The sequence below is a fragment of the Streptomyces sp. NPDC008079 genome (assembly GCF_042957385.1).
Classification (GTDB): Bacteria; Actinomycetota; Actinomycetes; order Streptomycetales; family Streptomycetaceae; genus Actinacidiphila.
The window spans coordinates 82600-96502 of the sequence record NZ_JBIBIC010000006.1; the positions used below are offsets into that span (position 1 = coordinate 82600).

Genomic DNA, 13903 nt, shown 5'->3' on the forward strand with positions numbered 1-13903 from the left:
GCACCGGCCGCGCCGGTCCCGGACCCCATCGGCGGCAGAGGTCAGACGTAGACGGGCCCGGTGTACTTCTCGCCGGGCCCCTGGCCCGGCTCGTCCGGCACCAGCGACGCCTCGCGGAAGGCGAGCTGGAGCGACTTGAGCCCGTCGCGCAGCGGGGCCGCGTGGAAGGAGCTGATCTCGGTGGCGCTCGCCGTCACCAGACCGGCCAGCGCCTGGATGAGCTTGCGGGCCTCGTCCAGGTCCTTGTGCTGCGGGCCCTCCTCGGCCAGCCCCAGATTCACCGCGGCGGCGCTCATCAGGTGCACCGCGACCGTGGTGATCACCTCGACGGCGGGCACATCCGCGATGTCGCGGGTGAGGCTGTCGAAGTCCGGGATCTGTTGTTCGTCGCTCATGCCGCACACGATATGCCCCGTCCGGCGGATTACGGGCTTCGGTCAGCCTTTGGTATGGTGGGAGAACGACCGGCCGGGCACCCGTGTGTCCCGGCCATCAAGTGGAGGCTCCGATCTCCCACCTGGTTGGCCTTTCGGCCGACGGGTCCCCGGTCAGACGGTTTCCGGTCAGCATGACACCACCGGGCACCGTCCGATGCGCCCCGCGGAATAACGCGGCGGTGCTCCCCGGTTGTGAGGAGCCCCGCCTGTGTACCGTACGGGGCGTTTTTTGCGCCTTGGGTACGGGGTCGGAAGAACCAGACAGACTCATGCGCGGCTGTCGGCCAGTCAGCCGCGTGGTGCAACCGAGGAGGCCCCATCAGCGCCGAGCCCCGCATCAACGACCGGATTCGCGTTCCCGAGGTTCGACTTGTCGGTCCCAGCGGCGAGCAGGTCGGCATCGTGCCGCTTGCGAAGGCCCTGGAGCTTGCGCAGGAGTACGACCTCGACCTGGTCGAGGTCGCGGCGACCGCCCGTCCGCCCGTGTGCAAGCTCATGGACTACGGGAAGTTCAAGTACGAGTCGGCCATGAAGGCCCGTGAGGCGCGCAAGAACCAGGCGCACACGGTCATCAAGGAGATGAAGCTCCGGCCGAAGATCGACCCGCACGACTACGACACCAAAAAGGGTCACGTCGTCCGGTTCCTCAAGCAGGGTGACAAGGTCAAGATCACGATCATGTTCCGTGGTCGCGAGCAGTCCCGGCCGGAGCTGGGTTACCGGCTCCTGCAGCGGCTCGCGGAGGACGTCCAGGACCTCGGCTTCATCGAGTCGAATCCGAAGCAGGACGGCCGGAACATGATCATGGTCCTCGGTCCGCACAAGAAGAAGACCGAGGCAATGGCCGAGGCCCGCGAGGCGCAGGCCGCCCGCAAGGCCAGCCGCCTGGGTGAGGCCCCGGCCGACGACGACGACGTCTCCCACGACGAGGCCGTGTCCCACGACGACGTCGAGGTGCCGGACGAGGCCCAGGCCGACGCCTGAGACGAGACGAACACCCCGGAGCCTCCGGCTCCGGGCCGTAATGCAGGACTGACGCTCTCCGTGCGCCCACCGGCGGACGGGAGGGCCAGCGACGAGGAGACTACGGCGCCATGCCGAAGAACAAGACGCACAGCGGTGCGAGCAAGCGCTTCAAGATCACCGGCTCCGGCAAGGTGCTGCGCGAGCGCGCCGGCAAGCGCCACCTGCTTGAGCACAAGCCGTCCAGCAAGACGCGCGCCCTCACCGGCACCGTCGAGGTCGCCAAGTCGGACGCCAAGAAGATCAAGAAGCTTCTCGGCAAGTGACGGCGGTGCCCCGACGGGGGCACGCCGTTCCGATCCGGGACCTCATTCGCTTTCGGACCGTGTGAGCATCACCGCGGTCCCCTAGAAGGAGTTATCAAGTGGCACGCGTCAAGCGGGCAGTCAACGCCCAGAAGAAGCGCCGGGCAATCCTCGAGCAGGCCAGCGGTTACCGCGGTCAGCGTTCGCGCCTGTACCGCAAGGCCAAGGAGCAGGTCACCCACTCCCTGGTCTACAACTACAACGACCGCAAGAAGCGCAAGGGCGACTTCCGTCAGCTCTGGATCCAGCGGATCAACGCCGCTGCCCGCGCCAACGGCATCACCTACAACCGCTTCATCCAGGGCCTGAAGGCCGCCAACGTCGAGGTGGACCGCAAGATCCTCGCCGAGCTGGCCGTCAACGACGCGAACGCCTTCGCGGCGCTGGTCGAGGTCGCCCAGAAGGCGCTGCCTTCCGACGTGAACGCGCCCAAGGCGGCCTGACGCCGACACGCGCCCTGTTCACGGTACGGTTCCGGGCCCGCGGGTGGTTGTCCCCTGCGGGCCTGTGCCATGCCCGCTTCCCCCGGATCCGGAAGGCGAGTCACCCATGCCAGCCCCCGAGCTGACCTCGTTGCGTTCGACGCGCGTCACCGCCGCGCACCGGCTGGCCAAGCGCAGCTTCCGCGGCAAGGAGCGCCGCTTCCTCGCCGAGGGACCGCAGGCCGTACGGGAGGCCATCGCGCACCCCGGCACCGAGGGCGGCAGGACCCTGGTCGAGCTGTACGCCACACCGGAGGCCGCCGAGCGGCACGCCGACATCGTGGCCGCCGCCCGTACCGTCGGCGCGCCCGTACTGACCGCGACCCCCGAGGTGATGGCGGAGATCTCCGACACCGTCACCCCGCAGGGTCTGGTCGGGGTGTGCCGCTTCCTCGACTCGCCGTTCGAGGAGATCCTGCGCGCCGGGCCCCGGCTGGTCGCCGTGCTCGCCAACGTCCGCGACCCCGGCAACGCCGGTACGGTGCTGCGCTGCGCAGACGCCGCGGGCGCCGACGCGGTGGTGCTCACCGACGCGTCCGTGGACCCGTACAACCCCAAGGCCGTACGCGCCTCCGCGGGCAGCCTGTTCCACCTGCCGGTCGCCGTCGGCGTGCCCGTCGACACCGCCGTGGCAGGACTGCGGGCCGCCGGGGTACGGGTGGTGGCCGCCGACGGCGCGGGCGGGCGGGACCTGGACGCCGAGCTGGACGAGGGCACCATGAACGGCCCCACCGCCTGGATCTTCGGCAACGAGGCGTGGGGCCTGCCCGAGGAGACCCGCGCGCTGGCCGACGAGGTCGTCCGCGTCCCGATCCACGGCCGCGCCGAAAGCCTCAACCTCGCGACGGCCGCCGCCGTCTGCCTCTACGCCTCCGCGCGGGCGCAGCGCGCGCCCGGAGGGTGCCGCAGCGTCACATCCACCTAGTAGGGTGGCGGCCCGGGGGCCCTGAAAGGGGAGTGGCGGGGATGGATGTGACGGTGCCAGAGGACGAGGCGCGCAGCGCCGTCCTGGGCCGGACCGCGCGCTCCGCGGGACCGCGGACACCGGGGCCCGCGGGCCACGAAGCGGAATCGCGGGACACCGCGGCGCGCGCCGCCCGCCCGCTCGGCACGGAACCGTTCGGCGTCGACTCCCTGGGCTTGGACCCGGACGACCTCCCCGACGGCCTGGTGGTCGCCGACGAGCGCGGCCGGGTGATCGCCTTCAACGCCGCCGCCGCCCGGATCACCGCCCTGCACCCGCGCGACGTGCTCGGCAAATCCGTGGAGCGCGCGCTGCCGCTGGAAGACCTCGAAGGCCGCCGCTGGTGGGCGCTCACCGACCCGTACGGCGGCCTGGCCATCAGGGTCGGCCAGCCGGAACGCAATCTGCTGCTGCCCGGCGGACGCGAAGTGCTGGTCGCCGCCCGCTATGTGCGCGAACACCCCACGGGACCGGTGCGCCGTCTGGTGGTCTCGCTGCGCGGCACCGAGGCCCGCCGCCGTACCGAACGCAGCCACGCCGAGCTGATCGCCACCGTCGCGCACGAACTGCGCTCGCCGCTCACCTCGGTCAAGGGCTTCACCGCGACCCTGCTCGCCAAGTGGGAACGCTTCACCGACGACCAGAAGAAGCTCATGCTGGAGACCGTCGACGCCGACGCCAACCGGGTCACCCGGCTGATCGCGGAACTCCTCGACATCTCCCGGATCGACTCCGGCCGCCTGGAAGTGCGCCGCCAGCCGGTGGACATGGCGGCGGCCGTGCAGCGGCACGTGGACGGCCATGTCGCCGCGGGCCAGCGGGCCGACCGCTTCCGGGTGCGGGTCACCCAGCCGCTGCCCGCGCTGTGGGCCGACCCCGACAAGGTCGACCAGGTCCTCGGCAATCTGCTGGAAAACGCGGTGCGGCACGGCGAGGGGACTGTCACCATCGACGTAGAGCCCTCGTTCTCCGCGCAGGAGCGGAGCTGCACCGGCACAGCGGTGACCGTGAGCGACGAGGGCCCCGGCATTCCGGAGGAGTCGATGGGCCGCGTCTTCACCCGCTTCTGGCGGGGCAGCAAGCGCGGCGGCACCGGCCTCGGGCTGTACATCGTCAAGGGCATCGTCGAGGCGCACGGCGGCACCATCTCCGTCGGCAGGGCCCCCGGCGGCGGCGCCCAGTTCCGATTTATTCTGCCCGTCGGGGCACCCGCTTTCATGGCCTGACCGGCCGCGCGGGCAGAGCGTTCGCCGGGGATGTCGTCCCGGCGGACCCCCGACGGGCGTGATCAGGCGGTCCACGCGGCGCCGGTAGAATCGGGCTTCGGTATGTGTCCGGTCGGGCAGAGCCTCCACTCGGAGACTCCGTCCTGGGAGGCGCCCCCACCACCATCCACTGCGGAACGGGAAAAGATGTCGGCACCGAACAAGTCGTACGACCCTGTGGAGGTCGAGGCGTTGAAGCCGGAGGAGATCGAGCGGATGCGCGACGCGGCGCTGGCCGCCGTCGCCGCCGCCACCGACCTCGACGCGCTCGCGCACGCGAAGACCGCGCACACCGGCGGCGCCTCGCCGCTGGCGCTCGCCAACCGCGAGATCGGCGCGCTGCCGCCGCAGGCCAAGGCGGAGGCGGGCAAGCGCGTCGGCCAGGCGCGCGGCGCGGTCAACAAGGCGCTGGCCGCCCGGCAGGCCGAGCTGGAGGCGGAGCGCGACGCCCGCGTGCTGGTCGAGGAGGCCGTGGACGTCACGCTGCCCTACGACCGGCGCCCGGTCGGCGCGCGGCACCCGCTCACCACGCTCTCCGAGCGCATCGAGGACATCTTCGTGGCCATGGGCTACGAGGTCGCCGAGGGTCCCGAGGTCGAGAGCGAGTGGTTCAACTTCGACGCCCTCAACTTCCCGCCCGACCACCCCGCCCGCGAGACCCAGGACACCTTCTTCGTCGAGGGCCCCGAAGGCCCCGGCGGCAGCGGCGAGTCCGGCGTGGTGCTGCGCACCCACACCTCCCCGGTGCAGATCCGCGCCCTGCTGGAGCGCGAGCTGCCCGTCTACGTGATCGCGCCGGGCCGCGTCTACCGCTCCGACGAGCTGGACGCCACCCACACCCCGGTCTTCGCGCAGGTCGAACTGCTCGCCGTGGACGAGGGCCTGACCATGGCCGACCTCAAGGGCACCCTCGACCACATGGTGGTCTCGCTGTTCGGCGAGGGCATGACGACGCGGCTGCGGCCCAACCACTTCCCGTTCACCGAGCCGTCCGCCGAGATGGACATGCTCTGCTACGTCTGCCGCGGCGACTCGGTCGGGAACCCCGACCGCCCCTGCCGCACCTGCTCCTCCGAGGGCTGGATCGAGCTGGGCGGCTGCGGCGTCGTCAACCCCAGGGTGCTCACCGCCTGCGGCGTCGACCCGGAGAAGTACAGCGGTTTCGCGTTCGGCTTCGGCATCGAGCGGATGCTGATGTTCCGCCACAGCGTCGAGGACATGCGAGACATCGTCGAGGGTGATGTGCGCTTCACCCTTCCGTTCGGGATGGAGATCTGATGCGGGTCCCGCTTTCTTGGCTGCGGGAGTACGTCGAACTGCCCGCCGGTGAGACCGGCCGCGACGTCCAGGCCAAGCTCATTTCCGCCGGTCTCGAAGTCGAGACCGTCGAACAGCTCGGCGCCGGGCTCAAGGGCCCGCTGGTCGTCGGCAAGGTGCTGACCATCGAGGAGCTGGAGGGCTTCAAGAAGCCGATCCGCTTCTGCACGGTCGACGTCGGCGACGCCAACGGAACCGGCGAGCCGCAGGAGATCGTCTGCGGCGCCCGCAACTTCGCGGTCGGCGACAAGGTCGTCGTGGTGCTGCCAGGCGCCGTGCTGCCCGGCGACTTCGCGATCGCCGCGCGCAAGACGTACGGCCATGTCTCGCACGGCATGATCTGCTCCGCGCAGGAGCTGGGCATGGGCGACGACCACGAGGGCATCATCGTGCTGCCGCCCGAGCACGAGGTGGGCACCGATGCCGTCGAGCTGCTCGAACTGGTCGACGAGGTCCTGGACATCGCCGTCACGCCGGACCGCGGCTACGCGCTGTCGATGCGCGGCGTCGCCCGCGAGGCGGCCATCGCGTACGGCGTCTCGCTGCGCGACCCGGCGCTGATCGACGTGCCCGCGCCCAACGCGTTCGGCTACCCGGTCAAGGTCGCCGACCCGGTCGGCTGCGACCGCTTCACCGCCCGTACGGTCACCGGTCTCGACCCCGAGGCGCGGTCGCCGATCTGGCTCCAGCGCAGGCTCCAGAAGGTCGGCATGCGGCCGATCTCGCTGGCCGTGGACATCACCAACTACGTGATGTTCGAGCTGGGCCAGCCGCTGCACGCCTACGACCGCTCGCGGATCGAAGGGCCGATCGGGGTGCGCCGCGCGCTGCCCGGCGAGAAGCTGACGACGCTGGACGACGTCGAGCGCACGCTGGACCCCGAGGACCTGGTCATCACGGACGACTCCGGGGCGATCGGCCTCGCGGGCGTGATGGGCGGCGCGAACACCGAGATCGCCGCGCCCGCCACCGACCCGGAGACCGGCGTCGTCACCGGCACCACCGAGATCGTCATCGAGGCCGCGCACTTCGCGCCGGTCACCATCGCCCGCACCGCGCGCCGCCACAAGCTCGGCTCCGAGGCGTCCAAGCGGTTCGAGCGCGGCAGCGACCCGCAGGCCACCTCGGCCGCGGCCCAGCGCGCGGTCGACCTGCTGACGGGCCTGGCGGGCGGCACCGCGGACCCCGGCGTCACCGAGGTCGTCTCGCCGTCGGCCCCGCGCACCGTCGCGATGGCCGCCGACCACCCGGACCGCGTCGCGGGCACCGAGTACGGCCGTGAGACCGTCGTCCGCCGCCTCCAGGAGATCGGCTGCGACGTCTACGGCAGCGACGAGCTGATCGTCACCGTGCCGAGCTGGCGCCCCGACCTGGCCTTCCCCAACGACCTCGCCGAAGAGGTCATCCGGCTCGAAGGCTACGAGAATCTGCCGTCGACGCTGCCCAAGCCGCCCGCCGGACGCGGGCTGACCGAGTCGCAGCTCCTGCGCCGCCGGGTCGGCCGGGCCCTGGCCGGCGCCGGATACGTGGAGGCGCCGAGCTACCCCTTCGTCAGCGCCGAGGTCTTCGACCAGCTCGGGCTCGACGCGGACGACCCGCGCCGTCGCACTGTGACCGTCGCCAACCCGCTCTCGGACACCGAGCCCGGTCTGCGCACGACGCTGCTGCCCGGTCTGCTGGCCACGCTGCGCCGCAATCTGGGCCGCGGCACGCACGACCTGGCGCTCTTCGAGACCGGTCTGGTCTTCCTGCCGACCGGCGCGGAGAAGGCGCCGCCGCGTCTCGCGGTCGACCGCCGTCCGACGGACGCGGAGATCGCGCGGCTCCAAGAGGCGCTGCCGGACCAGCCCCGCCGGGTCGCCGTCGTGCTCTGCGGCGCCCGCGACCGTAATGGCTGGTGGGGCGCCGGACACCCGGCGACCTGGGCCGACGCGGTCGAGGCGGCCCGTACCGTGGCCCGCGAGGCCGGGGTCGAGCTGAGCGTCCGCCAGGACCAGCACGCCCCCTACCACCCGGGCCGCTGCGCCGCGCTGTACGCGGTGGTCGACGGTCAGGAGACGCTGGTGGGCAACGCGGGGGAGCTGCACCCGAGGGTCACCAAGGCGCTCGGCCTGCCCGAGCGGACCTGCGCGATGGAACTGGACATGGACCAGGTCGAGCGCGCGGGCGGCGACCGGCCCACCGGGCCGCGGGTGTCCACCTTCCCGGTGGCGACCCAGGACGTGGCGCTCGTCGTCGACTCCTCGGTCCCGGCCGCCGACGTCGAGCGCGCGCTGCGCGACGGCGCCGGTGAACTCCTCGAATCGCTCCGGCTGTTCGACATCTTCACCGGCGAGCAGATCGGCGAGGGCCGCAAGTCCCTCGCCTACGCGCTGCGCTTCCGGGCCCCCGACCGCACGCTGACGGCCGAGGAGACCACGGCGGCGCGTGACGCGGCGGTCGCCAGCGCCCACGCCCTCACCGGGGCGGTGCTGCGCGGCGCCTGACGGCGCGCAGGACCCGAGAGAGGGGCCGTCCCGGACGCACCGGGGCGGCCCCCCTTCGTCTTTCGGGCAGCGCTCAAGGGTTTCGTCGCTCATTCGAGTGATTACCCCGTTCGGCGGGCCACTTGTGCGCGGGGAATGGCCAGAATCGGTCGGGATGCGGGAGCCGGGCATGCGGGCCGCGGCTCCGACGCTGCCGCGACCGCGGCTTCTGGGGGGAGCCGGGCGGATGATCCGAAACCGGGCAGTCCGTGCGCTGCGAAGGGTGCCGTGGGCGCTGGTACCCGCCGTGTGGGTGGCGGTGATGGGCGTGCTCACCTGGCAGTTGTCCGAAGGCGCGGACGTGCTGCCCGCCCTCGCCGTGACACCCGCGGTGGCCTGCGCGGCGGGCGCCCGGCGGCTCTGGGTGTTCGGCAGCGGGCTGCTGGCGCTCGGCGTGCTGGGCGCGGAACTGGCCGACGACTCCTTCGACGGCTTCGGCCCGGTGCTCGGCGCCGCGGCCACCGTGGTCGCGGTGATAGCCGCGGCGATGTGGACCGCCCGCCGCCGGTCGCTGCTCTGCGACGAACTGGACCGTACGCGGGAGATCGCCGTCGCCGCCCAGCAGGTGCTGCTGCGGCCGTTGCCGCGCAGAGCGGGCGGCTGGACGGTGGCGGGGGAGTACGTGTCGGCCAGCCGGGGCGCTCACGTCGGCGGCGACTTCTACGAGGTGCTGGCCACGCCGTTCGGGGTGCGAGCGGTCATCGGGGACGCGCGCGGCCACGGCCTGCCCGCGATCGGCATGGTCGCCGCGCTGCTCGGCAGCTTCCGCGAGGCGGCCCATCAGGAACCCGAACTGGCGGGCGTGCTGCGGCGGTTGGACGGGGCCCTGCGACGCCATCTGCGGGAGCGGACCCGCGGTGAGCACCCGGCGGCGGCCGGTGTCCCGCCACAGGATCCGGTCGCCGAGGAATTCGCCACCCTCCAACTCGTCGAGCTCGCCGACGACGGCGCCTACCGGATCGTCAACTGCGGCCACCCGCAGCCGTATCTGCTCGACGCCGCGCCCGGTCCGCTGCCGATCGGCGAACCCCTGCCGCCGCTGGGCCTGTTCGACCCGGCGCGGACGGCCGCACCGGCCGCCACCGGCCATGTGCCGCCCGGCGACGGGCTGTTGCTCTGCACCGACGGCATGCAGGACGCGCGGGACGCCGAGGGCGTCTTCTTCCCGCTGGCCGACGCCCTGGCCGACGCGGCCGACGTACGCCCCGGCACCCCGCTGTCCGGCCGCGCCGTCGCCGCGGACCTGCGCGCCGCCGTCCTGCGGCACGCGGCCGACCGCCCCGCCGACGACGTGGCCCTGCTGGTGCTCGTACGGGACGGCGTACGGCCGGCGGCCCGGCCGCGTACGGCGGCGCTCTCCGGAGTGCCGCGCCGCTGAACGCCCCCTTCCTTGGTAGATATGGGCGGATTGCTCGCCTCTACGAAGGAAGGGGACGGCGTGGTGACAGTGACCGGGCACAGCGCCCCCGCACACGGCGTCGCGCCCGCCGCCGTATCGGCCGCGGAACTCCTGGCCGTCATCGGCCCCGCGGGTCCCGAACGCACCGCGATGCTGGTCGCGCTCGGGCGCGGGCTGCGGCCCGGCGGGCGCAGGACCGGCGTGGCGCGGGTGTACGGCCCCGGGGCCCCCGACCCGTACGACCGCGTCGGTGAACTCCTCGACCTGGCGGCCGTCCACGCGGGCCTGCGTGTCGGTGCCCGGCGCATCCACGAAGCCCTGGCCGCCGCCGGGCTCACCTTGGCCGACCACCCGGACCCGGAGCGGCCGGGCGTCGTCCCCCGCCGCGCCCGCTTCGAACACCTGGGGGTCTGCGACCAGCTTCTCCTGGCCGTCGCCCTGGCCCTCATCCCGGCCCCGGACGTCCTCCTGGTCGACCCCGCCGACCTCGCCGTTCCGGCCGAGGGCCGGATCTGGGCCCGCCTCCGCGGGGTCGCCGCCGCGGGCACCCTCGTGATCGCCGCCGCCCCCACGGCGGACGTGGCGGGCGACCACGCCCACCGCACCGTGGTGCTCCCGCACGGGGCCGCCGTTTGACCTGCCGGTCACCACGGGCACGTGGACGCCCTTTGACCTGCCGGTCACTACCGGCCCCGGTGGGGCGGTTGCCGCATCCCCCCGACCACCCGCCGGTGATGGGTTTCCCGCGCAGTTCCCCGCGCCCCTTCGGGCGAGCGCTGTGGGTCTGGCGGGGTGTTTGCCGGGTGCCGGTGCGTTGTGGTTGCTCGCGCAGTTCCCCGCGCCCCTTCGGGGGCGAGGGTGCTCGGCTGGGTGCGGCGGGTTTTTAGGGGCGCGGGGAACTGCGCGGCCAGCCACGGCGGTGGTGCGCTGTGCGGACCGGCCTCAGCGGGGCAGGTCCTGCGGGGGGTCCGGGCCGGAGGCCCGGTGGTCGCGGCCCTTCGGGTGTGTGGGTGCACGGCTGGGTGCGGCGGGTTTTTAGGGGCGCGGGGAACTGCGCGGCCAGCCACGGCGGTGGTGCGCTGTGCGGACCGGCCTCAGCGGGGCAGCTCCTGTGGGGGGTCCGGGCCGGAGGCCCGGTGGTCGCGGCCCTTCGGGTGTGTGGGTGCTCGGCTGGGTGCGGCGGGTTTTTAGGGGCGCGGGGAACTGCGCGGCCGGCCGCGGCGGTGGTGCGCTGTGCGGACCGGCCTCAGTGGGGCAGCTCCTGTGGGGGGTCCGGGCCGGAGGCCCGGTGGTTACGCGGAAGCCGGGAGCGCGGCGGCGGGGTGGGGGCGGACGTACGCGCTACGTGGAAGCCTGGAGCGCAGCGACGACGGCTGAGGTGAGGGCGTCGAGCTGCGCTCGGGAGTAGGCGGCGCGCATGACGGCCAGACGCCAGTAGAGCGGGCCCGCGATGAGGTCGAGGGCGAGCTCGGGATCGGCGCTGGGAGACAGCTCGCCGCGCGCGGCGGCCTGGCGTATGACGGCGACGGTGATCCCGCCCTGGGCCTCGCGCAGCGCGGTGCGCAGCGTGTCGGCCAGCTCGGGACTGCGAGCGGCCTCGGCCAGCAGATCGGGGATGATCTGCGCCGCGACCGGATGCCGCAGGGCCCGCGCGCTGACGTCGAGCAGGGCGCGGACGTCCCCGTACAGCGTGCCGGTGTCGGGCACGGGAAGGCCCTGCGCGGCGAAGTCGGACACCATGTCGAGGACCAGCGGCAGCTTCGAGCGCCACCGGCGGTACACGGCGGCCTTGCCGACCCCCGCGCGCCGGGCGATGCCCTCCATCGACATGCGCCCGTAGCCGCCGGCGGCCAGCTCGGCGAAGACGGCCGCCCGGATCGCCTCGGTGACGTCCTCGCGCAGCACGGCGGCGCCCGCCGGGGCGCGGCGCGGACCGCCGGTCGTCGTGGACGGAGAAGCGGCCTCGGCGGAGTCGGTCATGCGAGCGATCCTAACCCGACGTGACGACGGAACGGTTGCGTTCCATCCCGCGACTGCTCTACCGTCGACCGTGACGACGATACGGGCCCGTTCCGTCGTTGCGCAGGTGTCTCCCCATGCCCGTCACCCGAAGGCAGCCGCCCATGCCCGTCGCCTCTCCCGCCGTGATCACCGCCCCGCGCGCACCCGCGCGGCCGGGCCCCGCGGACCTCGCTCCCGCCGCGCTCGCCGCCGCCCACGGCCTGACCGTCAGCGGCGCCCGCCCCGGAATCGTGGAGTACACCCGGCGGCTCTGGGCCCGCCGCCACTTCGTCACCACCTTCGCCGGTGCCCGGCAGGCCGCCCTCTACAGCGACGCGCGCCTCGGCCAGCTCTGGCAGGTGCTCACCCCGCTGCTCAACGCGGCCGTCTACTTCCTGATCTTCGGACTGCTGCTCGGCGCGGGCCGCGGCGTCACGGACTACATCCCGTTCCTGTGCACCGGGGTCTTCGTCTTCACCTTCACCCAGTCGGCCGTCCTCGGCGGCGCCCGCTCGCTGACCGACAACATCGGACTCGTCCGCGCCCTGCACTTCCCGCGCGCCTGCCTGCCGATCGCCGCCACCCTGCTCCAGCTCCGGCAGCTCCTGCTCTCCCTCGGCGTGCTCTCGGTCATCGTGGTCGCCGAGGGCATCCCGGTCACCACCCGCTGGCTGCTCGCCGTCCCCGCGCTGGCCCTCCAGTCGCTCTTCAACGCGGGGCTGGCCCTGGGCCTGGCCCGCGTCGGCGCCAGGACCACCGACTTCGCCCAGGTGCTGCCCTTCGTGCTGCGGACCTGGATGTACGTCTCCGGGGTCTTCTACGACCTCTCCCGGTTCACCGTCGGCGCGCCGCACGCCGTCGCGGTGATGCTCAACGTCAACCCCGCCCTGGTATATGTCGGTCTGATGCGTTTCGCGCTGATCGACAGCGTCACCCGCGAACAGCTCCCGCCGCACATCTGGCCGCTCGCGGTCGGCTGGGCGGCCGTGGCCGCCTGCGCCGGGTACGCGTTCTTCTGGTCGTCGGAGGAGGAGTACGGCCGTGGCTGAACCAACGGACGAGGCAACGCAGGAGACCGCGCTGAACGCCGTCCCGAACAGCGCCAGGGGCCTGGCCCCCGAGCTGGCTGCCGCCCTGGACCCGAAGATCGCCCCGGAGGTCGCCCCGCGCCTGGTCCAGCCCCTGGTGCCCACCGTCATCGTCGACGGACTGCACGTCGTCTACCGGATCTACGGCGCGGGCACCGGCCGGGGCAACGCGACCTCCGCCCTGCACCGGCTGGTCTCCCGCAGGGCCTCGCCGAACGTCCACACCGTGCACGCGGTCAGGGGCGTCACCTTCACGGCCTACCGCGGTGAGGCGATCGGCATCATCGGCTCCAACGGCTCGGGCAAGTCCACCCTGCTCAAGGCCATCGCGGGCCTGCTCCCCGCCGACCGCGGCCGGGTCTACACCGACGGCCAGCCGTCCCTGCTCGGCGTCAACGCCGCCCTGCTCAACGACCTGACCGGCGAGCGCAACGTCATCCTCGGCGGCCTGGCCATGGGCATGTCCCAGGAGGAGGTGCGCGAGCGGTACGACGGCATCGTCGAGTTCTCCGGGATCAACGAGAAGGACGACTTCATCTCGCTGCCGATGCGGACGTACTCCTCCGGCATGGCCGCCCGGCTGCGGTTCTCGATCGCGGCGGCCAAGAACCACGACGTGCTGATGATCGACGAGGCGCTGGCCACCGGTGACCGCGCCTTCCAGAAGCGCTCGGAGGACCGGATCAGGGAGCTGCGCAAGGAGGCGGGCACCGTCTTCCTCGTCAGTCACAACAACAGCTCCATCCGCGACACCTGCGACCGCGTGATCTGGCTGGAGAAGGGCGAGCTGTTGATGGACGGCCCGACCGAAGAGGTCGTCGCCGCCTACGAGGAGCACAGCGGCGGAGGCTGAACCGCTGGTCGCGGCACATGTCGATGCCGTCGGGGCTTGAAGTACGGAGCCCGCTCCTGCATCGTCTCCAGGGAGATCACCGCGCCGGGGCGGCTTTCGAGCGGCCCGTACCCGGCGCGGGTGCGGGGACACCGGTACCCGGACGGCTCGCGGTCACGAGCCGATGTGGTGCCGGCCACTGTGTTCACAGCACAGTGCGCCACGATTCTCTGCGTCGTCGGCACATTGTCGGGTGTATCCGGGC

13 protein-coding genes are annotated in these 13903 nt (G+C 72.8%); 11 read left to right on the top strand and 2 right to left on the bottom strand.

Annotation, left to right across the window (positions count from 1 at the left end):
- Positions 1–41: 41 nt before the first annotated feature.
- Positions 42–395, bottom strand: coding sequence for a DUF1844 domain-containing protein (locus ACFZAM_RS15695; RefSeq protein WP_391046331.1), 354 nt, complete (start codon positions 393–395; stop codon positions 42–44).
- 360 nt (positions 396–755) lie between these two features.
- Between ACFZAM_RS15695 and infC the strand changes: the two genes are divergently transcribed.
- From infC to ACFZAM_RS15740, 9 genes are all read left to right on the top strand, one after another.
- Complete coding sequence (infC, locus tag ACFZAM_RS15700; protein ID WP_355333576.1) at positions 756–1421, top strand: translation initiation factor IF-3; 666 nt, start codon at positions 756–758, stop codon at positions 1419–1421.
- Between the two features lie 110 nt (positions 1422–1531).
- Positions 1532–1726: a 50S ribosomal protein L35 gene (rpmI, locus tag ACFZAM_RS15705; protein ID WP_327291998.1), complete on the top strand. Its 195-nt coding sequence runs from the start codon at positions 1532–1534 to the stop codon at positions 1724–1726.
- A gap of 98 nt (positions 1727–1824) precedes the next feature.
- Entirely contained in the window at positions 1825–2208 is a 384-nt protein-coding gene (rplT, locus tag ACFZAM_RS15710) for a 50S ribosomal protein L20 (protein ID WP_018564305.1), read from the top strand.
- 106 nt (positions 2209–2314) lie between these two features.
- On the top strand, positions 2315–3172 hold the full coding sequence (locus ACFZAM_RS15715) for an RNA methyltransferase (protein WP_355332865.1): 858 nt from the start codon (positions 2315–2317) through the stop codon (positions 3170–3172).
- Between the two features lie 41 nt (positions 3173–3213).
- Positions 3214–4437: an ATP-binding protein gene (locus ACFZAM_RS15720; RefSeq protein ID WP_391046332.1), complete on the top strand. Its 1224-nt coding sequence runs from the start codon at positions 3214–3216 to the stop codon at positions 4435–4437.
- A gap of 186 nt (positions 4438–4623) precedes the next feature.
- Entirely contained in the window at positions 4624–5754 is a 1131-nt protein-coding gene (pheS, locus tag ACFZAM_RS15725) for a phenylalanine--tRNA ligase subunit alpha (RefSeq protein WP_391046334.1), read from the top strand.
- Positions 5754–8279: a phenylalanine--tRNA ligase subunit beta gene (gene pheT, locus ACFZAM_RS15730; protein WP_391046336.1), complete on the top strand. Its 2526-nt coding sequence runs from the start codon at positions 5754–5756 to the stop codon at positions 8277–8279. The genes pheS and pheT overlap by 1 nt, the downstream gene beginning before the upstream one ends.
- A 262-nt stretch (positions 8280–8541) precedes the next feature.
- Positions 8542–9696: a SpoIIE family protein phosphatase gene (locus tag ACFZAM_RS15735; protein WP_391046338.1), complete on the top strand. Its 1155-nt coding sequence runs from the start codon at positions 8542–8544 to the stop codon at positions 9694–9696.
- A 60-nt stretch (positions 9697–9756) separates the two neighbouring features.
- Positions 9757–10353, top strand: a complete 597-nt coding sequence (locus tag ACFZAM_RS15740) for a hypothetical protein (RefSeq protein ID WP_391046340.1) — start codon at positions 9757–9759, stop codon at positions 10351–10353.
- Between the two features lie 705 nt (positions 10354–11058).
- On the opposite strand, the gene ACFZAM_RS15745 is transcribed toward ACFZAM_RS15740, so the two are convergent.
- Complete coding sequence (locus ACFZAM_RS15745; protein WP_391046342.1) at positions 11059–11697, bottom strand: TetR/AcrR family transcriptional regulator C-terminal ligand-binding domain-containing protein; 639 nt, start codon at positions 11695–11697, stop codon at positions 11059–11061.
- 116 nt (positions 11698–11813) lie between these two features.
- Here ACFZAM_RS15745 and ACFZAM_RS15750 point away from each other — a divergent pair, with 116 nt between their 5' ends.
- Both ACFZAM_RS15750 and ACFZAM_RS15755 read left to right on the top strand, forming a co-directional pair.
- A complete protein-coding gene (locus ACFZAM_RS15750; RefSeq protein WP_391046344.1) occupies positions 11814–12767 on the top strand; it encodes an ABC transporter permease in 954 nt (317 codons plus the stop codon).
- 136 nt (positions 12768–12903) lie between these two features.
- Positions 12904–13659 carry an ATP-binding cassette domain-containing protein gene (locus tag ACFZAM_RS15755; RefSeq protein ID WP_391046702.1) on the top strand — a complete coding sequence of 252 codons (756 nt, stop codon included), beginning with the start codon at positions 12904–12906 and terminating at the stop codon, positions 13657–13659.
- Positions 13660–13903: the final 244 nt, after the last annotated feature.